Source organism: Pimelobacter simplex, assembly GCF_900114845.1.
Classification (GTDB): domain Bacteria; phylum Actinomycetota; class Actinomycetes; order Propionibacteriales; family Nocardioidaceae; genus Nocardioides; species Nocardioides simplex.
In genome coordinates this window covers 194723-221702 of record NZ_FOUK01000001.1, presented here as the reverse complement: position 1 = coordinate 221702, position 26980 = coordinate 194723, and the positions used below count along the sequence as shown (strand labels likewise).

Annotated in this window: 24 protein-coding genes; 5 read left to right on the top strand and 19 right to left on the bottom strand. The window is 73.3% G+C overall.

Annotated features, from left to right (window positions below; genetic code table 11):
* Positions 1 to 41: 41 nt before the first annotated feature.
* The 13 genes from BM223_RS01070 to BM223_RS01010 form a co-directional block, all read right to left on the bottom strand.
* Positions 42 to 1106: a PLP-dependent cysteine synthase family protein gene (locus tag BM223_RS01070; RefSeq protein WP_038682288.1), complete on the bottom strand. Its 1065-nt coding sequence runs from the start codon at positions 1104 to 1106 to the stop codon at positions 42 to 44.
* Positions 1099 to 1836 carry a VOC family protein gene (locus tag BM223_RS01065; protein ID WP_038682290.1) on the bottom strand — a complete coding sequence of 246 codons (738 nt, stop codon included), beginning with the start codon at positions 1834 to 1836 and terminating at the stop codon, positions 1099 to 1101. Before BM223_RS01065 ends, BM223_RS01070 begins: the two co-directional genes overlap by 8 nt.
* The gene (locus BM223_RS01060; RefSeq protein WP_038682293.1) at positions 1833 to 2843 is read right to left on the bottom strand and encodes a zinc-binding dehydrogenase; all 1011 of its coding nucleotides are present in this window, start codon (positions 2841 to 2843) and stop codon (positions 1833 to 1835) included. Before BM223_RS01060 ends, BM223_RS01065 begins: the two co-directional genes overlap by 4 nt.
* 58 nt (positions 2844 to 2901) lie before the next feature.
* Complete coding sequence (locus BM223_RS01055; protein ID WP_038682295.1) at positions 2902 to 3333, bottom strand: PaaI family thioesterase; 432 nt, start codon at positions 3331 to 3333, stop codon at positions 2902 to 2904.
* Positions 3330 to 4865, bottom strand: coding sequence for a class I adenylate-forming enzyme family protein (locus tag BM223_RS01050; RefSeq protein ID WP_038682297.1), 1536 nt, complete (start codon positions 4863 to 4865; stop codon positions 3330 to 3332). Before BM223_RS01050 ends, BM223_RS01055 begins: the two co-directional genes overlap by 4 nt.
* 82 nt (positions 4866 to 4947) lie before the next feature.
* Positions 4948 to 6534, bottom strand: coding sequence for an ABC transporter substrate-binding protein (locus BM223_RS01045; RefSeq protein WP_082003832.1), 1587 nt, complete (start codon positions 6532 to 6534; stop codon positions 4948 to 4950).
* Positions 6531 to 8393: a dipeptide ABC transporter ATP-binding protein gene (locus tag BM223_RS01040; protein WP_052139099.1), complete on the bottom strand. Its 1863-nt coding sequence runs from the start codon at positions 8391 to 8393 to the stop codon at positions 6531 to 6533. Before BM223_RS01040 ends, BM223_RS01045 begins: the two co-directional genes overlap by 4 nt.
* Entirely contained in the window at positions 8386 to 9273 is an 888-nt protein-coding gene (locus tag BM223_RS01035) for an ABC transporter permease (RefSeq protein WP_052139100.1), read from the bottom strand. The genes BM223_RS01040 and BM223_RS01035 overlap by 8 nt, the downstream gene beginning before the upstream one ends.
* The gene (locus BM223_RS01030; protein ID WP_038682302.1) at positions 9270 to 10235 is read right to left on the bottom strand and encodes an ABC transporter permease; all 966 of its coding nucleotides are present in this window, start codon (positions 10233 to 10235) and stop codon (positions 9270 to 9272) included. Before BM223_RS01030 ends, BM223_RS01035 begins: the two co-directional genes overlap by 4 nt.
* 353 nt (positions 10236 to 10588) lie before the next feature.
* Entirely contained in the window at positions 10589 to 11350 is a 762-nt protein-coding gene (locus tag BM223_RS01025) for a GntR family transcriptional regulator (RefSeq protein WP_082003833.1), read from the bottom strand.
* 40 nt (positions 11351 to 11390) lie between these two features.
* Positions 11391 to 12641 (bottom strand): acyl-CoA thioester hydrolase/BAAT C-terminal domain-containing protein, encoded by a 1251-nt coding sequence (locus BM223_RS01020; RefSeq protein ID WP_052139101.1) that lies wholly within the window; start codon positions 12639 to 12641, stop codon positions 11391 to 11393.
* Positions 12638 to 14563 (bottom strand): S9 family peptidase, encoded by a 1926-nt coding sequence (locus tag BM223_RS01015; RefSeq protein ID WP_052139102.1) that lies wholly within the window; start codon positions 14561 to 14563, stop codon positions 12638 to 12640. Before BM223_RS01015 ends, BM223_RS01020 begins: the two co-directional genes overlap by 4 nt.
* Before the next feature lie 36 nt (positions 14564 to 14599).
* Positions 14600 to 15988, bottom strand: coding sequence for a M20 family metallopeptidase (locus tag BM223_RS01010; protein WP_038682306.1), 1389 nt, complete (start codon positions 15986 to 15988; stop codon positions 14600 to 14602).
* A gap of 97 nt (positions 15989 to 16085) precedes the next feature.
* Between BM223_RS01010 and BM223_RS01005 the strand changes: the two genes are divergently transcribed.
* Positions 16086 to 16991 (top strand): LysR family transcriptional regulator, encoded by a 906-nt coding sequence (locus tag BM223_RS01005; RefSeq protein ID WP_038682308.1) that lies wholly within the window; start codon positions 16086 to 16088, stop codon positions 16989 to 16991.
* 31 nt (positions 16992 to 17022) lie between these two features.
* On the top strand, positions 17023 to 17571 hold the full coding sequence (locus tag BM223_RS01000) for a DEAD/DEAH box helicase family protein (protein ID WP_038682310.1): 549 nt from the start codon (positions 17023 to 17025) through the stop codon (positions 17569 to 17571).
* 268 nt (positions 17572 to 17839) lie between these two features.
* Here the strand turns inward: BM223_RS01000 and BM223_RS00995 are convergent, their stop codons facing one another.
* From BM223_RS00995 to BM223_RS00975, 5 genes are all read right to left on the bottom strand, one after another.
* Positions 17840 to 18988 carry a metallopeptidase domain-containing protein gene (locus BM223_RS00995; protein ID WP_141267608.1) on the bottom strand — a complete coding sequence of 383 codons (1149 nt, stop codon included), beginning with the start codon at positions 18986 to 18988 and terminating at the stop codon, positions 17840 to 17842.
* On the bottom strand, positions 18985 to 19614 hold the full coding sequence (locus tag BM223_RS00990) for a 2OG-Fe(II) oxygenase (protein ID WP_052139103.1): 630 nt from the start codon (positions 19612 to 19614) through the stop codon (positions 18985 to 18987). The genes BM223_RS00995 and BM223_RS00990 overlap by 4 nt, the downstream gene beginning before the upstream one ends.
* Positions 19611 to 20210: an LPXTG cell wall anchor domain-containing protein gene (locus BM223_RS27740; RefSeq protein ID WP_052139104.1), complete on the bottom strand. Its 600-nt coding sequence runs from the start codon at positions 20208 to 20210 to the stop codon at positions 19611 to 19613. The genes BM223_RS00990 and BM223_RS27740 overlap by 4 nt, the downstream gene beginning before the upstream one ends.
* A gap of 704 nt (positions 20211 to 20914) precedes the next feature.
* On the bottom strand, positions 20915 to 22168 hold the full coding sequence (locus BM223_RS00980; protein ID WP_038682315.1) for a low temperature requirement protein A: 1254 nt from the start codon (positions 22166 to 22168) through the stop codon (positions 20915 to 20917).
* Positions 22169 to 22172: 4 nt separating this feature from the next.
* The gene (locus tag BM223_RS00975; RefSeq protein WP_038682318.1) at positions 22173 to 22508 is read right to left on the bottom strand and encodes a nuclear transport factor 2 family protein; all 336 of its coding nucleotides are present in this window, start codon (positions 22506 to 22508) and stop codon (positions 22173 to 22175) included.
* Between the two features lie 268 nt (positions 22509 to 22776).
* Here BM223_RS00975 and BM223_RS00970 point away from each other — a divergent pair, with 268 nt between their 5' ends.
* From BM223_RS00970 to BM223_RS00960, 3 genes are read left to right on the top strand one after another with little or no spacing between them, the layout of a single operon-like run.
* Entirely contained in the window at positions 22777 to 23814 is a 1038-nt protein-coding gene (locus tag BM223_RS00970) for a CARDB domain-containing protein (protein ID WP_038682320.1), read from the top strand.
* 27 nt (positions 23815 to 23841) lie between these two features.
* Entirely contained in the window at positions 23842 to 24969 is a 1128-nt protein-coding gene (locus tag BM223_RS00965; protein ID WP_052139105.1) for a sensor histidine kinase, read from the top strand.
* Positions 24966 to 25622: a response regulator gene (locus BM223_RS00960; RefSeq protein ID WP_038682322.1), complete on the top strand. Its 657-nt coding sequence runs from the start codon at positions 24966 to 24968 to the stop codon at positions 25620 to 25622. Before BM223_RS00965 ends, BM223_RS00960 begins: the two co-directional genes overlap by 4 nt.
* A gap of 7 nt (positions 25623 to 25629) precedes the next feature.
* On the opposite strand, the gene BM223_RS00955 is transcribed toward BM223_RS00960, so the two are convergent.
* Positions 25630 to 26946, bottom strand: coding sequence for an alpha/beta fold hydrolase (locus BM223_RS00955; protein WP_052139106.1), 1317 nt, complete (start codon positions 26944 to 26946; stop codon positions 25630 to 25632).
* Between the last annotated feature and the right edge of the window lie 34 nt (positions 26947 to 26980).

Below are 26980 nucleotides of genomic sequence, written 5' to 3'. Positions count from 1 at the left end.
TTGGCAGAGGGGTCGTCAAGAACAGTTGGTCGCGTGCCCGCTCAGCGGGCGTCGAACCCCGCCAGGAACCCCTGGTACGGCGCCAGGTCCAGTCCCTGCTCCCGCAACCACTCGTCGTTGTAGTACGTGTGCGCGTACCGCTCGCCGCCGTCGCAGAGCAGCGTGACGATGCTGCCGGTCTGGCCGGCGGCGCGCATGCGCTCCACCACCTGGAGGCTCGCCCAGACGTTGGTGCCGGTGGAGCCGCCGACCTTGCGGCCGAGGACGCCGGAGATCCAGCGGGCGGCGGCGACGGAGGCAGCGTCGGGGACGCGGACCATGTCGTCGACGACGCCGCCGACGAAGGACGGCTCGACGCGCATCCGGCCGATGCCCTCGATCCGCGAGGGCACCGAGGTCGTCGCGTCGGAGGTGTCGCGGGTCCAGCCGTCGAGGAACGCGGAGTTCTCCGGGTCGGCCACGAGGACCTGGGTGTCGAAGCCGCGGTAGCGGACGAAGCGGCCGATGGTGGCGGAGGTGCCGCCGGTGCCCGCGCCGACGACGATCCAGGACGGGCACGGGTGCGGCTCGGCGCGCATCTGCTCGAAGATCGACTCGGCGATGTTGTTGTTGCCGCGCCAGTCGGTGGCCCGCTCGGCGTAGGTGAACTGGTCGAGGTAGTGGCCGCCGGTCTCGGTCGCGAGCCGGCGCGCCTCGTCGTACACGGTGGCGGCGTCGGCGACGAGGTGGCAGCGGCCGCCGTAGAACTCGATCAGCGCGATCTTCTCGGGGCTCGTCGACCGCGGCATGACCGCGACGAACGGCAGCCCGATCAGCCGGGCGAAGTAGGCCTCGCTCACCGCCGTCGAGCCGCTGGACGCCTCGATGATGGTGCTGTCCGGACGGACCCACCCGTTGCACAGCGCGTAGAGGAACAGCGAGCGGGCGAGCCGGTGCTTGAGGCTGCCGGTGGGGTGGACCGACTCGTCCTTCAGGTAGAGGTCGATCCCCTCCACCCCCAGCGGTACGACGTGCAGATGGGTGTCCGCACTCCGGTTCGCGTCGGCGTCGAGACGCCGGACGGCCTCGGCGATCCAGGCGCGCTGCTCGCCGCTCCCCCTAGCCACGGGAGACCGAGGCCACGGGGTCGGGGTGCCAGCGGACGTTGCAGACGAGGCCGTCGAGGAGCACGTGGGGCTCCGGTGGGGCGATCGCCCAGTCGACGGCGACGACGCCGGCGCTCCCCTCGCGCAGGCGCACGGTGAGGTCGCCGTCAGTCACGGCCGGCGTGCCCGGCACGCTCTCGTCGCGCGTGAGCCCGCAGCGGACGAGGAGCTCCTGCAGCCAGGCCGGCTCGGGCACCTCCAGGTCCAGCGAGCTGATCACCGGGCCGCGGAGCGGGCCGCGCGGCATCCCCGACTTCCACCGGATCAGGAACGGGACGAACGGGTGGAGCGCGTGGCCCGCGATCTCGCACGTCTCCCAGACGTAGGTCTCGCCGTCGGGCGCGACCCGGCTGCTCTCGACGGGGTCGGCCGTCGCCAGGCCGAAGTCGAGGAGCCGCCGGCGGCAGGTCTCGAGGTCGGGGACGCTGATCGCCCAGGTGAGCGGGCCCGGGCGGTCCCGGACCGCCTGCGCCGTGGCGTGCGTCGACTCCTCGACGACGTCGATCAGCTCCAGGTAGGCATCGCGCGGGCCGCGGACGAGTGCGTTCGCCGTCCCGGTCGGATGGCTGCCGCCCGGGATGGCCGCCAGGCCCGCCCGGCTCCACCTGCTGATGGCGTCGTCGAGCCCGCGCACGGACACGACAACGTGGTCGACCTTGCTCTGCCGGCCCAGGGCATCCGTGGCGTTCACCGGTCCGGAGCCACGACGATCTTGCCGAGCACCTGCCGCTGCTCGAGCAGGTCGAAGGCGGTGCGGACCTCCGACAGGGGCAGCACCCGGTCGATGGGGGGACGCAGCCTGCCGACGCGCACGAGCTCGATCAGGGACTCCAGGTCCGCACGGAGCCAGCCGTCCGAGCCGCGGATGTCGAGCTCGTAGGACCACACGTAGCGGAGGTCGGTCTCGACAGCGAAGCCCGCGGTGGCGCCGCAGTTGAGCAGGCGGCCGCCCTTCTTCAGCGAGCGGAGCGACGGCGCCCAGGTGTCGCCGCCGGTGAAGTTGACGACGACGTCGAGGCCGCCCTTGCCGGAGACGCGCGGCTTGCCGTGCCGCTCGTGCACGACCCGCATGAAGTCGGCCTCGCGGTAGTTGATGCCCTCGTCGGCACCGAGCGCGGCCAGCTGCTCGAGCTTGGCGTCGGTCGACGCCGCCGCGATGACGTGGGCGCCGGCCAGGCTGGCGAGCTGCACGCAGCCCGTGCCCACGCCACCGGAGGCGCCGAGGACCAGCACCTTCTCGCCGGCGGCGACCGCACCGCGCGTCACCATCATCCGGTACGCCGTGCCGTAGGCCACCGGCAGCGCGGCCGCGGCGTCGTACGTGACGTCGTCCGGCAGCCGGATCAGCGTCCGCGCCGGGACGGCGACCAGCTCGGCGAGCCCGCCGTCGACGGTCTCGCCGATGAGCTTGTTCTCGACGGCGTCCCAGGGGTCGACGAGGACCCGGTCGCCGACCTGCCACCCCTCGACGTCCGCACCGATCTCGGCGATCTCGCCGGCGATGTCGATGCCCATGATGAGCGGGAACGGGATGGTGATCCCGGGCATCCCGCGCAGGGTGAACAGGTCGTGGTAGTTCAGGGCACAGGCCTTGACCCGGACGACGACCTCGCCGGTCCCGGCGACCGGGTCCGCCCAGTCGTCGTGGACCGTGATGAGGTCCGACGTGCCGTGCTCGGTGATGACTGCAGCCCTCACGCTGCTCTTCCTTCCGTCGGTGGTGCAGATGCGGTGGTCGTGCCTGCGGGTCGGCTGGTCAGCCGGTCGCGGTGCTCAGGGTCGCCCGGCCGATCGCGGTCAGCCGGCCCTGGTCGTCGGTGACGTCGACGTCGGCGACGCCGATGCTCCGGCCGGCCCGGCGCACGGTCGCGGTCGCGACGAGCAGCGTGCCGCTGGAGGGCCGCAGATAGTCGACGCGCAGGTTGACCGTCGGCGGGACGACGCCGCTGGCGAGGATCGTCGCGAACACGGCGGCGGTGTCGATCAGGGACGCGACAGGCCCGCCGTGGAACTGCGGCTCGCCGCCGATGCGCGCCAGCTCGGGGCGCAGCGGCATCTCGAGCACCAGCCGGCCCGCGTGCGCGTCGGCCGCGGTGCAGGTGAGACCCAGGAACTCGTTGTACGGCGAGGTGCGCAGCAGCGCGTTCAGCCCGGCGGTGCTGGTGTCCACGGTGTCGGTGCGGGTCATGCCACCCATCCTTCGTTGCTGGTCTCGAGGTGCTCCGCGAGCTCGTGGAGCCTGCGCTTGTCGATCTTGTTGGTGCCGGCCAGGGGCAGCTCGTCGACGACCGCGACCCGCCGGGGGTAGAGGTAGGCGGGCGCCTGGTCGATCACGAACGCCTTGACCGCGGCGGCCGTCAGGTCGGCGCCCGCGGTGGTGACGAGGAAGGCGACCGGGATCCGGCCGCGCTCGTCGTCCGGCAGCGAGACCACCGCGGCATGGGCCACGGCGGGGTGCCGCTCGAGGATCGTCTCGAGCTCGCCGGGGTAGATGTTCTCGCCCCCGCACACGAACATGTCGTCGGCGCGGCCGACGAAGTAGTAGAAGCCGTGCTCGTCGCGGCGCATGACGTCGCCGCTGGAGTACCACCCGTCGGTGAACGCCGCCTCCGTCAGGTGCGGCAGCCCGCGGTAGCCGTCGGTCACGGCGGGGTTGCGCATCACGAGCACGCCGTGGTCGGCGTCGGGGCCGTCGACGAGCCGGACCTCCGAACCGGGCAGCGGGTGGCCGAGGGCGAGCGGCGGCCGGGCGATCCCGTCGGGGTGCGCCCCGAAGATGGCCGGTCCGGTCTCGGTCGTGCCGTAGGAGACGACGACGTCGGCGTCGGGGATCGCGTCGGCGATCCGGGCCACCTGCTCCTCGGTGATCGGCGCCGAGCCGAGCGACAGCGCCCGCACGGAGCGCAGCCGGGTGCGGTCGTCGCCGACCACGCGCAGGACGCGGATCCACATCGTGGGGACCGCGGCCACGGCCGTCACCCCGTAGCGCTCGATCGCGTCGACGTACGCCGCCGCGTCGAACCGCGGGCAGAGCACGGTCGTGAAGCCCAGCAGGAGGCCCCGGCCGAGCGTGACCAGACCGTTCATGTGGAAGAGCGGCTGGGCGATGATCTGGGTCTCGATCCGGGCCGGTGGCACCGACGAGATCGTGCGCAACGCCCACAGCTGGCCCTCGTGCGTGAGGGGGACGCCCTTGGGCAGACCGCTCGAGCCCGACGTGTAGAGGATCTCGGCGAGCCCGTCGGCCGGCGGCGCGATCCCGGCGACGGCCGCGCGGGCCTCGTCGTGGGGGACGGCGGCCAGGTCCGCGAGGAGGGGCGTCTGCGGGTCGTCGAAGTCGATGCTGGGGGTGCGCCCGGCCAGCGCGTCACGGCCGGCCGCGTCGACGAACGTCAGCACCACGCCGGCGTCCGCGACCACGTGGTCGAGAACGTCGCTGCCGGCGCGCACATTGATCGGGACCGCCACGAGGCCGGCCTTCATGATGGCGAGGTACGCCACGACGTACTCGACGCGGTTGGCCGACATGATCCCGACCCGGTCGCCCGCGGCCCAGGGCCCGGCGGCGAGCCGGGCGGCGAGTGCCGTGACCAACCTGCTGAGCTCGGGATAGGTGTAGCCCTCCGGCGCGCCCGGGACCCGCAGGTCCACGAACGCCAGCCGGTCGGTCGATCCTGCGTGCACGTCGGCGAGATCGCCGAGGTTGGCAACCGTCTCCATCAACCCTCCTCCTGTGCTGGGTGACGTCGGTGTGCCGGTCCCCGCGCGGGGACCGGCACACCGACGCTGCTGCTGCGATGCGCTACTTGACGTAGAGCGGGTACGGCGAGCCCATCGCGTACTGCGAGAAGCCGTCGAACGAGAGCTTCGGGTCGTGCGCGAACACTGCCTGCTGCGTGTAGATCGGGATGTACGCGGCCTGCGAGGCGTTGGCCTTGAGGGCCCCCACGACCGCCTCGAGCTGCTCCTTGCTCTGCGCCTTCGCGGTGCTCGCGGACCGGACGAAGCCGTCGAGGCCGGGGGCGTCGAGGTTGGCGTAGTTCGACCCACCGACGGGGATGCCGTCGGCACGCATCAGCGTGTTCGGGTAGAAGTTCGGGTCCGGCGACAGGCTCGAGTACGTCGACACGGTCATCTCCGTCGTGTGGTTGCTCGAGTTGGTCAGCCACTCGGCACCGGGCAGGCCCTTGATCTCGATCTCGAGACCGATCTTGGCAGCCTCCTCCTTGAGGATCTCGGTGGCCCGCACGAACGACGGGTAGGTCGAGATGACCTCGGCGACGATCTTCTCGCCGTTGTACTCCGACTGCTCCAGCTCGGCCTTCGCAGCGTCGACGTCGTAGTCCAGGTTCTCGATCTGGTCGTAGGCGGCGGCGACCTCGTCCTCGGGCAGGTCGGTCCAGACCCGCTCGGAGACCATCTGGGTGGCCGGGTCGCCGAAGCCCTTCAGCGCCGACTTGATGATCGCCTCGCGGTCGACCAGGTGGGCCAGGGCGCGGCGCACGTGCACGTCGGCCAGGGGGCCCTTGTCGGTCAGCAGGGTGAGGTAGCCGAGCGTCTCGGTCGGGGCCTTGGTGAGCTTGACGCTCGAGCCCGACGAGAACGCGGTGCCGTCACCGCCGACGACGCCGTCGACGTCGCCCGCCCGGACGGCGGCCGCACCGGGGACGGCCGCGGCGAAGACCAGCTTGACCGTCTTCCACGACTCCTTGAAGTCGTCACCGGCCTCGGGGGCGCCCCACCAGGCGTCGTTCTTGACGAACGTCATGCCGGCGCTGGAGTTGAAGTCCTTCGGCTGCCACGGGCCGGTGCCCATGGTCAGCACACCGGGACCGCCGAGGTCCTTGTCGTGCTCCTCGGCGAACTTCTTCTCGACGATCTGGCCGGCGTAGGCCGGGGTGTACTGCCACGACGAGTCGGCCTGCTTGAGCGTGACGGTGACCTCCATCGGTCCCGTCGCCTTGATCGTGTCGACCGAGGCGTACTTGCTCGCGGTCTGCGCGGTCTCGTCCTGGTAGCGGGTCAGCGAGTAGACGACGTCGTCGGTGGTGACCTCGGCGCCGTTCCAGAACTTCACGCCCTCACGCAGGGTGTAGACGTAGGTGAGGGGGTCGGGGTTGTCGACCTTCGTGGCGAGCGCGGGCTGCACCTTGCCGGTGCTGTCGAGCTTGATCAGGCCCTCGAGTGCGAGCCCGTTGACCCACAGGGCCGGCTGGTCGTACTGACGAGCGGGGTCCATGCTGCGGATACCGCTGGTGGCGATCGTCAGGGTGCTGTCGGAGTGGTCTCCGCCGGGGCTGTCGTCCGAGGACGAGCCACAGGCACCAGCGATCAGGACGATCCCCAGGGCAGCGATGCCCATGCGGAGCGTGCGGACGGATTTCTTCATGACTTACCCATCTGTGAGCGCTTCCCCAGCCAGTCGGATGACGTTCGGGGCACTGCTTCGAGCAGCTGCTTCGTGTATCCCGAGGTCGGAGAATCCAGAATCTCCGCGGACCCCGTCTCCACGACCCGGCCCTTTTCGAGCACGTAGACGGTGTCCGCAACCTGGCGCACCACGGCCAGGTCGTGCGTGATGAAGAGCAGGGCGATGCCTGTCTCCCGGCGGATGTCGTTGAGCAGGTTGAGCACCTGCGCCTGGACCGACACGTCCAGGGCGGAGACCGGCTCGTCGCAGATCAGCAGCTCGGGGTTGAGCGCCAGCGCACGGCCGATGGCGACCCGCTGCCGCTCGCCGCCCGAGAGCGCGGACGGACGCCGCGCGGCGTACTGCGGCCGGAGCCCGACGCGTTCGAGCACCTCCTCGACCGACAGCACGCGGGTGTCGCCGAAGAGGGCGGCCTGGCGGCCGGCCTCGGCCAGCGTCTGCCCGATCGTCATCCGTGGGTTGAGCGAGGAGTAGGGGTCCTGGAAGACGTACTGCACCTTCGAGCGCCAGGCCCGCACGTCCGTGCGCGGCAGCCTCGACCCCTGCGTGATGTCGATCCCGAAGACCTCGGCCGCGCCCTGGGTGACGGACTCGAGCCCGACCAGGCACCGCCCGAGCGTCGTCTTGCCCGAGCCCGACTCACCCACCAGCGCGACGGCCTGGCCCTGCCGGATCGTCAGCGAGACGTCCGCGAGCGCGGTCACCGCGCCGCTGCCGTGGCCGTACTGCTTGGACACGCCGTCGAGCGAGACGATCACCGGTGCCGAGAGGTCCTGGAGCGCGGGCTCCTCCGCGCCGTGCTCGACCGTCTCGAAGCGGGCCGCCAGGTCGCTCCCGATCTCGTCGACCCGGAGGCACGCCGAGGCGCGGTCGTCGCCGATCGGCGCCAGCCGGACGGTCTCCTCGGAGCAGGCCGGGACGGCCCACTCGCAGCGGTCCGCGAACCGGCAGCCGACCTCGCGCGCCCGCACGCTCGGCAGCTCGCCCTTGATGACGGGCAGCCGGGCGAGCCGGCGGTCGAGCGGCGGCTCCGAGGCCAGCAGGCCCAGCGTGTAGGGGTGCCGCGGCGAGCGGGAGAGCTCGTCGGACGGACCGGCCTCCATCATCGCGCCGGCGTACATGACGTAGACCCGGTCGCAGGCCGCGAACGCGACCCGCAGGTCGTGGGTGATCATGATCATCGACATGTGCCGCTGCCGCTGGATCGAGATCAGCAGCTCGAGGATCTCCTGCTGCGTCACGGCGTCCAGCGCCGTCGTCGGCTCGTCGGCGATGATCAGGGCCGGGTCGGTCGCCAGCGTCGCGGCGATGCCGACCCGCTGGCGCATGCCGCCGGAGAGCTGGAACGGGTAGCGCCGGGCGACGCTGGGATCGGTGATGCCGACCTCCTCCAGGCGGCGCAGCACCTCGGCCGCCCGCTCCGGCTTCGACATCGCGCGGTACTGCGGCTTCTCGCGCAGCACCTCCTCGAGGTGCCGACCGACCCGCATGAGCGGGTTCAGCATGGTGAAGGGGTCCTGCAGGATCATGCTGGCCTGCCGGCCGCGCACCCGGCGCATGTCGCGCTCCGACGCGGTCAGCACGTTGACCCCGCTGAGCTGGGCGGCACCCGTCGCGGTGAACCCGGCCGGGAGGAGCTGCAGCAGCGACCGCACCGACAGCGACTTGCCGCTGCCGGACTCGCCGACGATCCCGATCGTCTCGCCGAGGTCGAGGTGCAGGTCGACGCCGTCGACGAGGACCCGCTCCTCCCCGCCGGCGCGGAGGCCGATGGTGAGGCCGGCAACGTCGAGGAGCCGGGTGGCGTGCTCAGTCATTGCGGCCTTCCTTCGTGGACAGCCGGTCGAAGACGTAGTCGCCCAGGACGTTCACGCTGACGGCGGCGAAGATGATCGCGAGCGCCGGACCGATCGCGATGAGCGGGTTGTCGAGCAGGCTCGCCTGGCTCTCGGCCAGCATCGTTCCCCAGTCCGCGCTGCCCGGCGTCGAGCCGAGCCCCAGGAACGACAGGGCCGACAGGTTGATGAGCGCGAAGGCGAAGCTCAGGAACGCCTGCGAGACAGCCAGCGGGAGGACGTTGGGCAGCAGGTGCCGGAACATCACGCGGGACCGGGACATCCCGAGGGTGCGCGCCGCCTCGACGTACGGGCGGCCCTTCTGCTCGATGGTGACCGCGCGGACGAGCCGGGTGTCATAGGGGGCCGAGAGAATCATGATCACCGCGACGGCGACCCAGTAGCCGCCTCCCAGGACGCCGATCGCGACGATCGCGACGAGGACGCCGGGCAGCGCGTACATGAGGTCGACCCAGCGCATGATGATCCCGCCCGGGATCCCGCCGACGTAGCCGGCGGTGAGACCCAGCACGCAGCCGATGACGAACGCGCCGAGCGCGATGAGGAGCGGCCCGTACAGCGCCGTCCTCGCGCCGAGGACGACCCGTTCGAAGATGTCGCGACCGAGGTCGTCGGTCCCCAGCCAGTGCTGGGAGGACATCCCCTGCAGCCCGTCGGTGAGCGACTGCACGTTGGCGTGCGGCACCAGTAGCGGACCGAAGACGCCCGCGACGACGATGCACGCCAGGTAGGCGATGCTCAGCAGGACGGCGATCGACGGGAGCCGCCGGCGGCGGCGCCGCGCGGCCCGGAAGGCGAGGGGGGCCGGCGCCTCGGTGCCGGCGGTGGTCTCGATGCTCATCGGCTCGCTCCGTCCACCGCGATCCGCGGGTCGACCGCGAGGTAGGCGAGGTCGGTGACCAGGTTGATCAGGAAGACGGTCGCCGCGATCACGAGCGTGACTCCCTGCACGATCGGGAGGTCCTTCTGCTGGACCGCGCTGACGAGCAGGCTGCCCAGGCCCGGCAGGGCGAAGGTGGCCTCGACCACGACCGCCCCGACCATCACGAAGCTCAGCACCACACCGGCCGCCGTGATGACCGGCACCAGGGAGTTGCGCAGGACGTAGTTGAAGAGCAGCCGCGACGGCTTCACCCCGCGCGCCCGGGCCGCGATGATGTAGTCCTGCCCGGCGACCTCGATGACGGCGGTCCGGGTGTAGCGGACCACCAGCGCGATCGTGGCGGTGCTCAGCGCCACGGCCGGCAGGACGAGGTGCCGGAACCGGTCGGCCCCACCCTCACCCGCCCCGATCGACGGCAGCCAGTTGAGCTGGCCGGCGAACACGATGATCAGCAGGATGCCGACGGCGAAGGACGGCGCGCTCACCGAGAACATCGCGAGCTGCGAGACGAGGCGGTCCGCGAACCGGCCGCGCCGCAGCCCGGCCAGCATGCCGAGCGGGATGCCCAGCCCCATCGTGATGAGGAAGGTCAGCAGACCCAACTGCACGGTGACCCCGGCGCGCTCCATGATCGCCGACGAGACGTCCTGCCCGGTGAGGACCGACTGGCCCAGGTCGAGGTGCAGCGCGTCGGTCAGCCAGTTCCAGTACTGGACGAAGAAGGGGTCGTCCAGGTTGTAGCGCGCGCGGATGGCGTCCATCGTCTCCGGGGTCGCGGGGAGGTTGCCCAGCAGCAGCCGCACCGGATCGCCGGGCGCGAGCGCCAGCAGCGAGTAGATCCCGAACGAGTAGACGACCAGCAGCACGGCCGCGCCGGCGAGACGTCCGAGGACGTACCGGAGCGTGGAGCGCAGGGTCATGGGTCGATCGCTCTCTTCCGTGGTGGCAGGGGGGCTCGCCGGTCTTCGGCGTGGTGTGAACGTACTAGCATGTTTATGAACATGTCAACGGATTCCGAGCTGTCGTTCACGGCGAATTGGGGCACGCTGACCCGCCTCGCCGATCACCCCGGAGCAGGGGTCGGTGGCAGGGGTCGGTAGCAGGGCGCACCGGCCCCTCAGGCCGGGCGCGCCGGGCGTGCGCGCCGAGGTGGGGTAACACGCTGTCCGCCGCACTACGCGCCGCTTGTCGTCGCTACCACGCCGTTACAGACCGCCGTCCGGGACGACGAGCGCCGACCAGTGCGGTGGACAGCGTGTTACCCCGCGGGGAGCTAGCCGCCCTGCTGAGCCCAGCGCGGGTCGTCGGCGACGTCGGCGAGCGGGTCGACCGAGGGGTCGATGGGCGGCTCGTCCGGGAACAGCGCGTCGAACAGGTTGTGCAGGTTGTCGCGCAGGTGCCGGACGACGGACGCGCGGGCGCGGTGGGCGTCCTTGGCCGCGATGGCGTCGTACGTCTCCTGGTGCTCGGGGTCGTTGAAGAAGACGTAGGACTGGCTGAGGTAACCCGGCACCAGGGCCCAGAACCGCTGCATCTCGTCCTGGAGCGTGCCGATCATCGTGGTCAGCCGGCGGTTGCCGGACATGGCCGCGACCATCTGGTGGAACTGCCGGTGCAGCCCGCTCATCGTCTCGACGACCTCGGGGTCGTTCGGCGAGCGGCCCTCGAGCCGCTTCACCTCGGCCATCGCGTTGGCGTGGGCGAGCTCGAACGCCGACGCGTGCGCCGGCGTGAAGGACGCCGCCGCCAGCTCGGCGGCCAGGCACTCGAGCCGGACCCGGATCTGGAAGAGGTCGCGGATCTCGTCGAGGTTGATCGGGGTGACGGTGTAGCCGATGCGCGGCTGGGCCACGAGGTAGCCCTCGGCGACCAGCCGCTTGAGCGCCTCGTGCGCGGGCGTGCGGCTGACCTCCATCTCCTGCGCGATCTGGTGGGCGGCCAGGACGTCGCCGGGGCGGACCTGGCCGGTCAGGATGCGGGCCTTGATATCGGCGTAGACCATGGCCGCCAGGCCACCGTGCGCGGCGTCCCTCATCGTGCCTTCTCCCACCACTTCCGACGTACGAGCGGGCCCATCATGACAGCGACCTCTCCAGGAAGTCGATCAACGCCGCCCACGCCTCGGCCCGGGCGCGCGCCGTCCCCGGGCGGGTCCCGCCGTAGGCATAGGCGACGCCGTTGACCGGGTGGACGGACGTCGTCACGACCGGCGTGAACGGCAGTCCGAGGTTGTGGCCGGCGTCCGGGAAGACGAGCCGGCAGGTCTCCGCGGCGGTGCCCGCCGCCTGCCGGCGGCGCAGCAGGACGTCGCTCAGCTCGACCGAGTCCCACATCAGGTCGTCGCCCCCGCAGAGGAGGAGCACCGGCCCGGCGAACCGCTCGACCGGGATGGTCGCCCGCTCGAGGTCGGCCTCCGGGGTGGCCGCGACGGCGGCCCGGAAGCCCGGTGCGGCGGCGACCCCGCGTGCCGTCGCCTCGGAGCGACGGCCGACCAGGCCGTCGTCCCGCACGGTCGGCACCGGCTCGCCGTGCAGCGTCCACGCCGCACCGTCGCGCCCGTCCGAGGTGAACGATCCCCAGGCGTAGCCGGACGGGACGACGGCCGCCACGGCGCGGACGCCCGGGACGTGCGCCGCGACCAGCAGGCTGAGCTCGGCGCCGCGGGACTGACCCTTGACCGCGATCGCTCCCGGCCGCACGTCGTCGCGGGCCGCGAGCCAGGCGACCGCCTCCGCGACCTGCTCGACCGGCAGCTCGAACAGGTCGTCCGGACGGCCCGGGTAGTTGAAGCACGCCAGCGCCAGGCAGACGAAGCCGTGGCTGGCGAGCAGCTCGGCCTCCTCGTGGTTGAGGCCGCCGCCCGAGCCGGACAGGGTGATCACGGCGGGCCGCGGACCGGGCTCGGCCGGGAGGTAGAGCCGACCGGCCAGGGGCGCGGCCAGCTCGTGGACGCGGACGCCGGGCGCTCGGTGCTCGCGGACGTACCGCGCCGCGGCGGTCCGGTCGTCCTGGCGCACCTCGAGGCTCCAGACGAGGGCGCTGTCCGGACGCACCGGACCGGCCGCCGGGCCGGGACGCGCGTCCAGGGCCCAGAGGAGGGCGGTCGGATCGGGCTCGGCGAAGCCGTCGAGCGCCGTCGTCGCGAGGTCGACCACGCCGTGCTCGTCGGCGACCGCCGTGAACCGGCCGGCCCAGTCGGCGCCCTGGTGGCCCGCGAGCTCGACGGCGAAGGTGACGGGTGCGTGCGGCACCGCACCCGTGACCCGGACGCCGAAGGGGGTGTCCGCCAGCGAACGCTCGGGCGGGCCCTCGATGGTGAGGCTCACGGCGCATCGCTCCGCTCGCCGTCGCGGGGCGGCATGGTCGCGTCGAACCAGTCGATGATCGCGTCGAGCCGGAGCTTGCGGTGGCTGGGCAGCCCGCTGTCGTGGAACAGGTGGCTCGCGCCCGGGAACGACAGCAGCTCCGCGTGCCGGCCCGCGCGCAGCAGCGCCGAGAAGAACCGGCGTCCCTGTGCCGGGGGACAGCGGAGGTCCTGCTCGGCCACCACCACCAGCACGGGGATCGTCACGTCCTCGGCGTAGGTCAACGGGGACTTGGCCCGCAGCGTCTCCGGATCGGTGCCGAGGTAGAGGTGCGTGTAGTCGACGTCGTCGTCGATGTCGGCGTCGTCCCACTCGACGGTGGCGCGGTCGACGATCGCGGACGCGAACCGGTCGGAGGTCGCCGCCAGCCAGGCCGCCATGAAGCCGCCGTAGGACGCGCCGACGACGCCGATCCGGTCGGGGTCGCCGTCGAAGTCGGCGACCGCGATGTCGACGAGCGCCGTCAGGTCGAGGACGTCGACCTCGCCGAACGAGTGGCGCACCGCCCGGCCGTGCGCGGCGCCGTAGCCGGACGAGCCCCGCGGGTTGCCCATCACCACGACGTAGCCGGCCTCGACGCACGCCTGGGCCTGGTCGAGCAGCCGCCAGCCGAAGGCGCGGTGCGGGCCGCCGTGCACGGCGAGGATCACGGGGAACGGGCCCGCGCCGGGGGGCCGCAGGACCCACCCGTGCACGGGATGCCCGTCGGCAGCGGTGCCCGTCACCTCGTGCATCGGCGCCACCGGTCCGGCCGCGGCGAGCGCCGCGCCGAACGTGGTGAGGCGCCGCGGCCCGGCGGGGGTGACGTCGTACAGCTCGCCGGGCTGGGTGTCGCTCGCGACCGCGGCGACGATCCGTCCGCCCGCGACGTCGTACCCGAGGACCTGGGTGGGCCCGGACAGCACGTCCACGACGGCACCGCTCGGCTCGACCCGGACGAGGTCGACGGCACCGCGGCGCCCGGCCAGCCCGAGGACGCCGTCGTCGGTCGCCACGAGCGGCGGGGCCAGGTCGATGGTGTCGCCGTCGGTGAGGCGGGTCGCCGGTCGCGCGCCGGAGAGCTCCGCGACCCAGAGCGACGTCGGGTTCAGGTAGGTCTCGTTGCAGGGCCCACCGATCTCGGTGCCGAGGAAGTAGACCCGGTCGCCGTCGGCGCCGAAGACCGGGTGGCTCGCCCGCAGGCTCGTCCCCGTCACGGCCGTGGTCCGGCCGTCGCCCAGCGACAGCACGAAGACGTCGCGCGCGGGCACGGTGTCGCGGTCCGGATGGCGCGCGGCGACGAACGCGAGGCGGGTGCCGTCGGGGCTCCACGCGGGGCCGTCGTGGTCGGCGTCCCCCGTGGTGCGCTGGACGGTCGTGCCGTCGGCGACGACCACGGTGAAGACCTGCTTGCGGCGGTCGTTCGTGTAGCCGACGCCGTCCTCGCGGTAGCGCAGCCCGGTGATCCGGCGCGGGGGCTCGGTGGCGGCCGTCTGCGCGACCGGCGCGACGTAGCGCCCCTCCTCGGGCACCCGGGCGACGTAGGCGAGCGTCGTCGAGTCGGGCGACCAGCGCGGCGCGGAGACGCCCAGGGGGTGGCGGGTGAGCACCCGCGGCTCGCCGCCGCCGGAGGGGAGCAGGTGCAGCTGGGGGCCGGAGCCCGGCACCGAGCGGGTGAACGCGAGCCAGCGGCCGTCGGGCGACCAGCACGGCTCGCGGTCGAGCCCTCCGGACGTCAGCTGCGTCGGGGGGATCGCGTCGTCGAGCGGGACCAGCCAGAGGTCCGCGTAGTAGCGGTCCGAGGCGAGGTCCGCCCGCTCCGCCGCGACCACCGCGCGCTGCCCGTCCGGGGACAGGGCCGGCGAGCCGAGCACCTGGATCAGCCCGAGGTCGGCTGCCTTCATCGTGCGACTCCCTTGCTTGCCATGTTGATGAACATGTTAGCGCAGCGAGGTGGCCGGCTCCCCGAGGTCCCAGAACAGCCCGGCCATGATCCCGAGGGCCTCCTTCGCCAGGCTCGCCAGCAGGTGCTCGTCGGGGGCGTGCTGCGAGCAGCCCGGGTAGGAGTGCGGGACCCAGACGGTCGGGATGCCCAGGACGTCGGCGAAGCAGTCGTTGGGGAACGTGCCGCCCAGGTTCGGCAGGACCGTCGGCACCTTGCCCGTCGTCCGCTCGACCGAGGCCGCCGCCCACGCGACCCACGCGTCGTCGTGGTCGAGGCGGGTGGCCGCGGTGCCCTCGGCCACCTCGACGTCGATGCTCCCGAAGCCGTGCGTAGCCAGGTGGGTGCGCACCGTCTGCTCGAGCGTGGTCCAGTCGGTGCCGACGACGAACCGCAGCTGGCACCGCGCGGACGCCGTGCCGGGGATCGCGTTCTGCGGGCCGGTCGGCGAGCCGGCGTCCAGGGCCAGGACCTCGAGCGTGTTCCAGCCGTAGAGCCGCTCCGCCGGGCTCAGCCCCGGCTCGCCCCAGTCCTCGACCGGCGGCGCCGAGGGTCCGCCGTCGATCTCGATCCGGCCCAGGATCTCCCGCACCGGCGCGGGGATCTCCGGCGGACGCAGCCCCGCGACCAGGATCCGGCCGCGCTCGTCGACCATCGTCGCGAGCGCGTTCGCCAGCAGGACGGCGGGATTGGCGAGCAGGCCGCCCCAGTTGCCCGAGTGGTATCCCCGAGGACGCAGGCCGGCCCGCAGCGTGAAGGACACCTCGCCCCGCGTGCCGAGCACGAGCGTGGGGCTCTCCTGGGAGACCCGGGTCCCGTCCGAGGCCAGCAGCAGGTCGGCGGCGAGCTCGTCGCCGGCCAGCTCCGTGCAGACCTCGCGCAGCCCGGGCGAGCCGATCTCCTCCCCCATGTCCATCAGGACGGTGACGTTGAAGCCCAGCCGCCCCTCGCGTGCGACGAGCACCTGCTCGAGCGCGGCGAGGTTGATGGCGTGCTGGCCCTTGTTGTCGCACGAGCCGCGGCCGTACCAGCGGTCGCCGTCCACCACGAGCTGCCAGGGCGACCACGGCGCGGTCCAGCGCGCGGCGTCCCCGAGGACGACGTCGCCGTGGCCGTAGACGAGCACCGTCCGCAGCGCCGGGTCCTCGACCCGGCGGGCCAGCAGGTACGGCGGCCGCCCCGCCGCGGGGTTCTCGACGAGCCGCCAGGTGAACCCGCAGCGCCGCAGCACCGGCACGATCTCGTCCGTCAGGTAGTCGACGTGCACGTCGGCGCGCTCGTCCGACTCGCTCTCGGTCGGGTAGGCGACCTTGCGCTGGAGCTCCCGCAGCAGACCTCCCGACTCCAGGTAGTCCTCCGCCAGCTCGATCGCACGCGCACGCGTCATGACAGCCTCCACCGCTCCAGCCAAGCGGAGCCGGCGGCCCGCGACCATCACCGATTCCGCACGCCCCCGTTGCCGGGGCGAGAACTACTGTGTGCGCGTGCACCTCGTCAGCGACTCGCTCCGGTACTTCCTCGAGGTGGCCCGGACCGGCTCGATCGCGGAGGCCTCCGAGAACCTCCACATCGCCGCGTCCGCGATCAGCCGGCACATCGCCCGCCTGGAGCAGTCGACCGGCGCCCAGCTGTTCGACCGGCACCCCCGCGGCATGGTCCCGACCGAGGCCGGCCGGCTGCTGGCCGACCACGCCCGCCGCAACCTCCTCGAGGAGGACGACCTCCTCGAGCGGCTCCGCGACCTCCACCGGTCGGGCCGCTCGCTGATCAAGGTCGCCTGCACCGAGGGCTTCGCCGAGGACTTCCTCCCGGTCGAGATCGCCCGCTTCCGGGACACCCACCCGGCCGCCCGCGTCCAGCTCACCGTCACCGACCCCGCCGCCGCCACCCAGGCCGTCGTCACCGGCGCGTCCGACGTCGCCCTCACCTTCAGCCTCGCCCCCGCCGCCGGCATCCGCATCGCCTACTCCTGCCAGGAGCCCATCGTCGCGCTCGTGCCCGAGGGCCATCCCCTCCTCGACCTGGACGCCGTCTCCCTCGCCGACCTCCGCGACCACCCCCTCGCCCTGATGGCCGGCGGGAGCACGCTGCGCGAGCTCGTCGACATCTGCTGCTCCGCCGAGGGCCTCCACCTCGAACCCGCACTGACGAGCAACTCGTCGGCCGCGCTCATCGCACTCGCCCGTCGTACCGGCATGGTCACGCTGACCGGGCTCCTGAGCTCCCGCCACCTCGTCCAGGACGGCTTCCGCACCGTCGCCCTGACCAACCCCGAGCTGCACCGCCGCAACCTCCAGGTCCACACGATGGCCCAGCGCGCGCTGCCCGAGCCGGTCGGCGCGTTCGTCGACCAGGTCGTCGCGGCGCTCGGGGCCAGCGGGCTCGGCTGAGGCCGCAGCGGCGAGCCCCTAGAGTCGCGCCATGCTCATCGTGGTGTCGGGCACGCACGCCAGCGGGAAGACCTCGCTGGTCGACGCGTTCACGTCCGCCCACCCGGGCTTCGAGGTCCTGCCCGACCCCGTCGAGGAGCTCGGCGAGCACCCCACGGACCCCGGCGCCGGCGTCTTCTTCCAACAGCTCCAGGTCGCCGCGGCCCGCCTGCTCGGCCCCCTCGCCGCGGCGGTCATCGCCGAGCGCGGGCCGCTCGACTTCCTCGCCTACCTCGAGGCCGCCGACCAGCTCGGCCGTCCGGTCCCCTCGGCGGACCACCTCCACCGCGGCACCGAGCTCTGCGTCGCCGCGATGCGACGGGTCGACCTGCTCGTGCTGCTCCCCCTCGACGCCACCTCGCCCATCGGCGTCCCGCCCGACGAGGACCCGGTGCTGCGCGAGGTGATGAACGAGGTGCTCCTCGAGCTGGCCGACGACGCGGACCTCACGGGCGGTGCGGAGGTCGTCGAGCTGACCGGGGACGGCGACGTCCGGCTCGCCGCGCTGGAGCAGGTGGCGGCGACGGCCGGCCACAGCTAGGCAGCGGCCGGGGGCCCGTCGTCTGCGGACGGACCCCCGACTGCCTTGCTCCGCACAAGGGACCAGCACGGAGCTCATCTGTGACGCCCCGGAGGGGCGGGTCGTCACATGTCCTGGGCGGGCGAGGCGGCCCGCTGAACCTCGGTCGTGAAGGGGGCTCGCCTTCCCCCCACCGCATCCTGCAGTGCGGGCGCCCCGTGCGGTCGCCGGTTCCGGGTGTGGTCCCCGAATTGCCCTCCGTTCGGGGGTCCTGGCGTTTTCTGGACGATCACCGGGCGGGGTCGCCGACGTGGGTGACCGTGACGACGGCCGCACCGTCCCGGACCTCGTCCACCCGCACCTGCCAGCCGTCGCCGACCCAGGCGGGCTCGGTCGCCTGCAGCAGGTCGGTGAAGGGCGGCCGCCCGTGCAGCTCGCGCTGGCGGCGCCGCAACGGGTCGCAGGGCACGCCGCACGCGGCGGCCGACGCGTCGACCGAGGTGAGGGCGATGCCCGCCTCCGGGAGGTGCGCATCGACTCCTTCGGGCACCAGGAGCTCGACGGTGATCGCTCTCCTCGGTCCGAGGGGCAGCACGAGGAGGCGGGTTCCCGAGGCCGACGCCGAGGGCCGCAGGACGTACGTCGACCCGGTGCCGTCGGCCGGCGCCACCCGCACGTCGCCGGCCGGGATCCACCCCGCCGCGAGGCGGTTGATCCCCAGGGTCCCGCCCGCGTCGCGCTGCTCGGGCCGGACGGCGCGCGGCGCGGCGCTGTCGCTCATGACGTCGAGCGCGCTGTCGTACTGCCCGGCGCTGCCGAAGGAGTGCGGCCAGCCCAGGGTGTGCCCGAGCTCGTGCTCCACCAGGTCGAGGGCCGGCACCGGGCCCCAGTCCGGGTGGAAGTCGCTGCCTCCGACGTACGCCCCGCGACCGGAGACGCGTGCCGGGCAGGGCCGCGGCGCCGTCGCGCAGATCTCTCCCGGCGTGCCCAGCCCGCCGTGCGCGTCGGCCCGGTGCTCGGCGTCGGCGACGACGAGCACCGCGGTCGCCGACGCCACCGACCGGTCGAGCGCCGCACGGAGGCACGCACGCGGGCCGCCGCCGTCGTCCATCCGCACGACCCCACCCGCGACGAAGCGCGGCTGGTACCGGCCGTTCGACAGCGCGTCGAAGTAGCGCCGGACGGGCTCGTCCAGCAGCCCGGCGATCCGGGCGGGGTCGATCGCGATGCGCAGCGGGGACGGCTGGTAGACGCGGGCGTGGGTCGTGAGCGGGATCCGGCAGGCCCAGACCTCGATCACCTCGTGACCGGCGTACGGGCCGAAGCGCGACGCCGGCTCGGTCGCCCGCTGATCGGGGGACGCCGGCCGGAGCACGAGGAGCGCCCCGGCCAGCAGCACCGCGGCGCCGAGAACCGCGCCCCGCCGTCCGGCTCTCACCGCAGCGGCGGGCCGACCATCCACCCCACCAGGGCGTAGCGCACACCCGCCGTCACGGGGGTGACCTGGTGCCCGACGGTCGACGGGAACACCACCACGGAGCCCTGCTCGCGCAGCTGCGGCTGCGCCAGCAGCTGACCGGTGCTGTTCATGAACTCCAGGTCCCCGCCCTCGTACGACGTCGGGCTCGAGAGGTTCACGGTGACGCTGAGCTTGCGCTCCAGCCCCTCACCCAGCGCCCCGTAGTCCGTCGTGTCGTACGTGAGCGCGTCGACGTGCCAGGCGAACCTGCCGGACTCCTCGTAGCGCAGGATGCTCAGCGTGCCCAGGCCGCTCACGTCGAAACGCCACAGCAGGTTCGCCAGGTGCGCGAAGTGGGACACCAGGCTGCCCGTCCAGTGGCCGGGATCGACGAAGGTGTGGCGGGTCTTGCGGGTGTCCGAGAGCACCTCGACCGGACGGTCGCTGAGCTGCACGGTGGCGTCGTAGAGCTCCTCCTCGTCGAACGCGCCGATGACCGCGTCGCACACCGCCGCCGGAATCGCTCCGTTCCACAGGCGGTAGACGATGCTGCGCGGCGACGGCGTCGCCGGCGCGTCCGGCGCCGGCGACGTCGTCTCGATCACGCGCCCTGCTCCTCGCTGCGGCCGTGGCCGCGGCTGCGCCGGACCACGACGACACCGGCGGCCGTCATCACGCTGCCCAGCGTCAGCATCCCCAGCGTGGACGCGGCCGAGCCCGTCGCCGGCAGCGCCGAGCCGCCACCGGAGGAGTCGTCCACGGCCCCGACCGTGCCGTCGCCGGACCCGTCGGAGCCGTCGGAGCCGTCGGTCTCGCCGCCGACCGCGCCGTCGTCCGGCGCGCAGGACGACGGGAAGGTCTCGACCGTGCCGCTCGTCGCGGCGAGCGCGTGGACCACGCGGCTCGGACCGGCTCCGGGCGGCCCGGGCTCCCCCGGCGCTCCCGGCGCTCCGGCCGGACCGGTCTCGCCCTCCGGACCGCTGGGGCCGTCCTCACCGTCGGCTCCCGGCACGCCGCGGGGACCGGCCGCACCCGTGGGTCCCGCCGGACCTGCCGCGCCGGCCGGCCCCGTCGCCCCCGGCGCACCCGGGGCACCGGGCGCACCCACGACGGTCGCGACGCAGGCAGGGTCGAAGCCGGCACAGTCGTCGGCCACCACGGCGTGCACCACCCGCGACGGGCCGGCTCCCGGCGGGCCCATCGGTCCCGGCGGACCCATCGGTCCGGGAGCACCGGGTGCGCCAGGAGCACCGTCGGTCCCGTCGACTCCCGCCTCGCCCCGGGGCCCCGGCGGTCCCACCGCTCCCTGGGGGCCCTGCGGTCCCGGCAGCCCCTGCACACCGGGGAGGCCGGCCACGCCGTCAGCGCCCGGAACGACCATCACGCAGACATCGGGGACGTCCGCGCAGTCGATCGGTCCCGGTGCGGCGTGCACGGCCCGGCCCGGGCCCCCACCCGGCGGTCCGGGCGGTCCCGGCTCCCCGGGAGGGCCTTGCGCGCCGGGCTCTCCGGGCGCACCCGCCGCGCCGGGGGCACCGTTCGCCCCCGCCGGCCCCTGGGGACCGTCCGGGCCCGCGGCACCGGGAGGGCCCGGATCGCCGGCGGCACCGTCGGCACCGTCGGGACCGGACTGTCCCTGCGGCGCCTCCGGCAGAACACAGGTCACCCCCTCGTCGGCCGGCGACGCCGGCGCGGCGTAGGTGGGACCGACAGCAAGCATGCTGAGCGTCATGACCCCCGAGAAGGTGGCCAGGTAGCCCAATTCCGAACGTGGCGGCATGAGGTGCCTCTCCGTGGATTCCATCGCGGACCGGAAGGAGGGACGTGTGGTGCCCGGACATCTCCCCCGTCAGGAAGTCTGCTGCGAGAACCGGGACGATCGTCCCGATCCGGCCGGACGGACCGTCAAATGGCCCCTGTTCGGAGGTCGTCGAGCACGCCGCGGACGTGCCGGTGACCGACCGTCTCGTAGCCGACGACCGACACCCACGGCGCCAACGCCAGCACGAGCAGGCACCCGGTCAGGTCGGCGCCGGCGCTCGCCATCAGCACCGGGACGACGAGCGTGACCGCCGTGAGCAGCAGCAGGACGAGGTGGAAGCCCCCGAGGGTCCGGGTCAGCCACCAGTAGCCGGCGTAGAACACGGCGACGAACAGCGCCACCGGGACGACGACCGCGACCGCCGTCGCCGTGCGGTCGAGCTTCGACGCCCCCTCGAGGTAGTAGGCCGCGACGTGCAGCCCCGCACCGATGGCGACGATGCTGCCGAAGAGTCCCATCGCGCCGTACCCGAAGCCGAAGGAGCGCTCCCGCCGCGCGTGCAGGATCTCCCCCACCGGGACGACGAAGTAGCACCACCAGATGCCGAACGTGAGTGCCGTCCCCGCGAGTGCGAACAGCGCGATGCGCCACGTCAGGCCGTCGACGGCGAGGGCGTTGATCGCCGCCATCGTGCCGATCATCCCCTCGCCGAGCGTGATGATGACCATCAGGCTGTAGCGCTCGGCGATGTGGTGGGCGTGCCAGGGCGTCCCACCCCGCCGGGTCTCCGCGTACGCCGGGCCGCCGATCTCGACGAGGAACGGGATCACCATGAGCGCGAACGTCGTCCCCACGGGGAGGTCGACGAGGGCCAGGACGCACCACAGGACCTGGGCGATCGCGATCGAGACGATGTAGGTCCGGCACACGTCGCGCCGGCTCTCGTCCTGCCGGGCAGCGCGCCACCACTGCAGGATCATCGCCACGCGCATCACGACGTACCCCGCCACCATGACGTCGTTGTCCAACGTCTCGCCGTGCTCGGTGACGGACGTGAACATGGGGTGCAGCCCGATCGCGAAGATCAGCACGCCCACCATCTGCAGCATCGTGGTGAGCCGGTAGATCCAGTCGTCGGTGTCGTAGGCAGACGCGAACCAGGTGAAGTTGATCCACGCCCAGGTGACGCCGAAGGTCGCGAAGCCGAACGCGACGATGCCGCCGGCGACGTGGTCCGCGGAGAGCGCGTGGGCCAGCTCGTTGGCGGCGGTGCCGAAGGCGACGACGAACGTCAGGTCGAAGAGCAGCTCGAGCGGCGTTGCCACCCGGTGCTCCTCGTGCGGGTCGCGGCCGAGCATCCGGCGGGAGCGGTGGCGCAGGGAACCGCTCTCGTCCACCGGCTCAGGCCTCGCCGTCGCGGATGGTCATCGAGGTGACCTCACCGCCGGCCACCTCGAACTCGAAGCGGCTGACGCCGTTGGCATGGGTGCTGCGCCAGTCGCCGACGACGACCACGTTCCCGGTCTCGGTGGTCGCCACCGACCAGATGGACAGGGTGCCGTGGGCACCGATCAGCTCCTTGCTGCTCCACCCGTCGATCGCCGTGCGGCCGCGGAACACGCGGCCCCAGTCGTCGACGTAGCCGTCCTCGGCGAAGCACGCCAGGAAGGCATCCTCGTCGTGGGCGTTCACGGCGTCGACCAGTGTGGCGACGGGCTCGGGCATCTGCGTGGTCATGGCTTTCCCCCCTTGTTGCGGCCCCACGAACGGCACGCCGCTCGAGGTTCCTCCCTGGTACCTCGACAACCCCAGCATCCTGCCGGAGCCCGGCCCGTCCGGCGGCCTGGCAGCCGGACGACCGGTCGATTGCCCTCCTTTCGGGGGTCGGCAGCGCGCGCCCGGAGCGGTGTCCGGGACATCCGGGACGCCTGGCCCTGCCGCCCGGGCCGCCCGGACCTGCATCGTCGCCCCGACAACTGACGGACGGCAGAAGAGGACGAGAAGCATGCAGGCTCGACGGACGGCGGCCGCGGCTGCCCTCACGGTGCTCGGCGCATCACTGGTGACGGTCGGAACCGGACCGGACGCCGGCGCGGCCGCGCCGCGCGCCGACCTCGTCGTCTCCGCGGTGGGCTCGCCGCCGGCGAAGGTGCGGCACGGCAGCCGCTTCAACCTCGGCGCGACCGTCGCCAACAAGGGCCGGGCGGCGGCGAAGCCGAGCTCGCTGCGCTTCTACCTCTCCAAGGACCGGCTCCGCGGCGCCGGCGACATCAGCGCCGGCACGGTGCCCGTGCCCAAGGTCAAGGCCCGCAAGAAGCGGGCGGTCAGCGGCCGGGTCGACGTCCCGTGGGGGACCGCCGACGGGAAGTACTGGGTGATCGCCTGCGCGGACGCGACCCAACGGGTGAAGGAGACCAAGGAGGGCAACAACTGCCAGGCCGCGAAGACCCAAGTGGAGGTCGACACGGCACTGCACGCGGCCCTGGTCGGCCGGCTCACGTTCGTCGACCAGGGACAGCGCACCGATCCGGCCACCGGACGGGTCGAGACCTGGCGGCACACGGCGACGGCGTCGATCTCCATGAAGATCGACGGCCCGCGCGCCAACCCGCGGTTCGCCAGCACCGGCAGCACGTACGCGCGCAACGGGTCGGTGGTCGGGCGCGAGGTGACGCCGTCGTGCGTGTACGACCGGGAGCGTGATGAGGCCGGCGGTGGGACGCTGCGCTACACCGGCGACCGCTTCACCGACGACATCTTCGGGCACTTCACGCGCACAGATCTGAGCGGCGTCCGGGTCGGCCTGTTCATGCGCGCCGACTGGACCGAGACCAGCAAGCAGACCGGGCAGGGCGAGTTCCCGTGCGACAACACCTCCCGGACCACCACCGGCACCGGGCTCGACGTGAGCGACATCGAGCTCAAGCAGGTGGCCAGCACGACGCACGCGATCACCTACCGCGTGGTCGGCTGGGTCGCGGAGCAGGGGACGACGTCCGACTGGGACAAGGTCGAGGGGACGCTGACGCTCACCTTGCGCTGATCATGGCGCCCTAGACTCGGGCGCACCATGACCACCTCGCCGCGCCACCGCCGGGGCGATCTGCTGCTCGCGCTGGCGATCTGGCTGCTGGGCCTGGCCACCCTGCTCGGGCACCCGGCGAGCGGTCGCGACCAGCTCGCGGCAGCGGTGTTCGGCCTGGCGTGCGCCGTCCCGCTGGTGGGACGGCGGCGGTACGCCGTGCCGGCGATGGTGCTGATCGGGCTGCTCGGTCTCGTCGGTCAGCTGACCCCGATCGCGGCACTGCTGGACGGCCCGTTCCTGCTGGCGTTCGCGACCGCCGTCGGCATCGTCGGGGCGCTGGAGCGGCCCTGGCGGGCGGCGGGGTGGGCGGTGGCGGCAGGTGTCCCGGCCTTCGCGGCAGCGTGGTGGAAGGCGGACGAGCCGGGTGGCGTGATCTCCACGATCGGCTGGCTCGCGCTGGCGTTCGCCGTCGGCCGCGCGATCGGCATCCGCCGGTCGCTGCTGCAGGCGCGGGCGGACGCCGACCACGCCGCGCACCAGGCGGCGATCGAGCGCCGGGTGGCCGACGAGCGGGCCGCGATCGCGCGGGACCTGCACGACGTGATCGCGCAGTCGATCGAGTCGGTGTCGATGCAGGCGACCGTCGGCCTGCACCTGTACGACGACCGGCCGGCGGCGGCCCGCGAGGCACTGGAGCAGATCCGCACCGCGAGCGTCGGTGCGTCACGCGAGATCCGCGAGCTGCTGGGCCTGCTGCGCAGCTCCGAGCGCGAGCCGGCCCGGCCCGCGAGCCTCGACGACCTCGCCGCACTGGTCGCGGCCAGCGCCGTCGACGGACCGGTGGCCACGCTCGAGATCACCGGCACACCGGGCGGCTACGACCCGCTGGCCGGGCTTACCCTCGTGCGGGTGACCCAGGAGGCGCTCACCAATGCCCGCCGGCACGCCCAGGCCGACCACGTGCGGGTCGTGCTCGACTGGCAGCCGGACCGGCTGACGCTCAGCGTCGCCGACGACGGCGCCGGGCCGCCGGCCGGCGGACCGGTCGAGGGCTACGGGCTGCGCGGCATGCGCGAGCGCCTCGACCTGGTCGGCGGCACGCTCGACGTGGGCACCGGCCCCGGCGGCGGCCTCCGGCTCACCGCCACCGTGCCGCGCGAGGACCGCCCGTGATCAGCGTGCTCGTGGTCGACGACCACCAGCTGGCCCGGTCCGGGCTGCGGTCGCTGATCGAGGCCGAGCCGGACCTCGAGGTGGCCGGCGAGGCCGGGGACGGCCCGGCCGCCGTCCGGCTGGCAGGACAGCTGCGGCCGGACGTCGTCCTGATGGACCTCAAGATGCCCGGTGGCGACGGCCTGGCCGCGACCCGGACGATCGCCGCCGACCCCGACCTCGCCGCCACCCGGATCATCGTGCTCACGAGCTACGACAGCGACGACTCGGTGCTGGCCGCGCTGAGGTACGGCGCCAGCGGCTACCTGCTGAAGGACTTCGAGGCGCCCGCGCTGCTGCAGGGCATCCGCACCGTGGCGGCCGGCGAGGCGCTGCTGGCGCCGGCCATCGCCCGCCGGATCGCCGCGACCTGGACGCCGCCCGCGGCCCCCGTCACGCCGGACCCGGCCCTGGACCGGCTGACCGAGCGCGAGCGGGAGATCCTGGTCAAGGTCGCCGAGGGCCGCAGCAACGCCGAGCTGGCCGCCGACCTTCACATCAGCCACGCCACCGCCAAGACCCACGTCAGCCGGATCCTCACCAAGCTCGGCGCCCGGGACCGGGTCCAGCTGGTCATCATCGGCTACCGGTCCGGACTGGTCCGCCCCGGCTGACCCGTGCTCACCGGGCCGGGTCGCCGGCTCCGGTGTAGCCGGCCAGCCGGTCGCCGTCCAGGAAGGCCAGGATCGCCCGCAGGTACGCCGGTCCGGCCTCCCCCGTGATGCCGTGCCCGGCGCCGGGGACGTAGACGAGCGTCGCCTCCGGCAGGGTGTCGCGGTACTCGCGGGTGTCGATCCACGGCACGTAGTCGCACTCGGCGCGCAGCACCAGCGCGGGGGTGCGGATCTCGCGGAGCACCGGGCGCGGGTCCGCGATGGTGTCGAAGTCGGCGTTGGTGAGCTGGTTCGTGTAGAAGCCCTGGGGGTTCTGGTGCACCTCGCCCTCACCCGGCGGGCCGCCCGGGCAGCCGCCGAGGTCGCGACCGGTCACGGCGATCTCGTGCATCCGCGCGTCGGACTCGGCGTCGCCGACGAGGCGGTGCGCCGCCTGCGGGTTGCTCGACAGCAGGAGCGCCTGCAGGAGGAAGCGGGGGCTGGACACCAGCTCGTCGTACCGCTCCCGGTTGGCGCCGGTCAGCTCGCCCCAGGGCGAGACCTCCGTGTCCGGGTGCGCCTCCGGCCAGATCTCGCCGGGCGAGGTGAACGCCACCTTCGCCACCCGGTCCGGGTGCGCGGCCAGGTACTGGGCGGCCAGGGACCCGCCCCAGGACTGGCCGATCAGCACCATCTGGTCGGCACCGACCTGCTTCCGCACCGCCTCGAGGTCGGCGACGTTGCGCGCCACCGTGTAGCCGGTGACGTCGTCGAGCCGGGTGGACCGTCCGGCCCCGATCTGGTCGTAGCTGTAGACGTCGTACCCGGCCGCGTTGAGCTCGGCCGTCCCGAACGGCAGGCCCTCGCCCGGCGTGCCCGGCCCACCGTGCAGGAAGACCACCGGCGTCGGCTTGCGGACGGCCGTCGTGGCCGGGCTGGCGACGTAGGCCAGCCGGCTGCCGTCGTCCAGCTTCCAGAACCGGACGCCGGCCGGCACCGGCTGGTGCGCCATCTCCGGGAACGGCCGCAGGAACAGCAGGCCGAACGCCACGCCGACGAGCAGCGTCCACGCGACACCGCTGACCAGAGCGGGCCGCCAGCCGCGGCGCCGGCCACCGCCGACCACCAGCGCCAGCCGGACCACCAGCGCCGAGACCACGAGCAGGGTCACGGCACCGGCGCCGAGGAAGACCACGGGCAGCGGCACGACGGACGCCGCCAGCGCGATCATCAGGCCGCCGGCGGCGAGGCCGGCGACCACGCCGAGCACGATCACCAGCACGGCAGCGGCACGGCGGAGCAGGGAGACAGAGGCCGTCGGGGCCGGGGGCGAGGTCGTCGTCACGTCGAACGACGCTAGGGCGCCGGGCGGCGCCGAT

What these genes read in the sequence shown, in the direction of transcription:
- BM223_RS01055 (WP_038682295.1), bottom strand. Translation starts at nt 3,333, where the DNA reads ATGACCCGCACCGACACCGTGGACACCAGCACCGCCGGGCTGAACGCG.
- BM223_RS01050 (WP_038682297.1), bottom strand. Translation starts at nt 4,865, where the DNA reads ATGGAGACGGTTGCCAACCTCGGCGATCTCGCCGACGTGCACGCAGGA.
- BM223_RS01045 (WP_082003832.1), bottom strand. Translation starts at nt 6,534, where the DNA reads ATGAAGAAATCCGTCCGCACGCTCCGCATGGGCATCGCTGCCCTGGGG.
- BM223_RS01040 (WP_052139099.1), bottom strand. Translation starts at nt 8,393, where the DNA reads ATGACTGAGCACGCCACCCGGCTCCTCGACGTTGCCGGCCTCACCATC.
- BM223_RS01035 (WP_052139100.1), bottom strand. Translation starts at nt 9,273, where the DNA reads ATGAGCATCGAGACCACCGCCGGCACCGAGGCGCCGGCCCCCCTCGCC.
- BM223_RS01030 (WP_038682302.1), bottom strand. Translation starts at nt 10,235, where the DNA reads ATGACCCTGCGCTCCACGCTCCGGTACGTCCTCGGACGTCTCGCCGGC.
- BM223_RS01025 (WP_082003833.1), bottom strand. Translation starts at nt 11,350, where the DNA reads ATGAGGGACGCCGCGCACGGTGGCCTGGCGGCCATGGTCTACGCCGAT.
- BM223_RS01015 (WP_052139102.1), bottom strand. Translation starts at nt 14,563, where the DNA reads ATGAAGGCAGCCGACCTCGGGCTGATCCAGGTGCTCGGCTCGCCGGCC.
- BM223_RS01010 (WP_038682306.1), bottom strand. Translation starts at nt 15,988, where the DNA reads ATGACGCGTGCGCGTGCGATCGAGCTGGCGGAGGACTACCTGGAGTCG.
- BM223_RS01000 (WP_038682310.1), top strand. Translation starts at nt 17,023, where the DNA reads ATGCTCATCGTGGTGTCGGGCACGCACGCCAGCGGGAAGACCTCGCTG.
- BM223_RS27740 (WP_052139104.1), bottom strand. Translation starts at nt 20,210, where the DNA reads ATGGGCCCGCCGGGAGCCGGCCCGTCGCGGGTGGTGCACGCCGTGGTG.
- BM223_RS00975 (WP_038682318.1), bottom strand. Translation starts at nt 22,508, where the DNA reads ATGACCACGCAGATGCCCGAGCCCGTCGCCACACTGGTCGACGCCGTG.
- BM223_RS00970 (WP_038682320.1), top strand. Translation starts at nt 22,777, where the DNA reads ATGCAGGCTCGACGGACGGCGGCCGCGGCTGCCCTCACGGTGCTCGGC.
- BM223_RS00965 (WP_052139105.1), top strand. Translation starts at nt 23,842, where the DNA reads ATGACCACCTCGCCGCGCCACCGCCGGGGCGATCTGCTGCTCGCGCTG.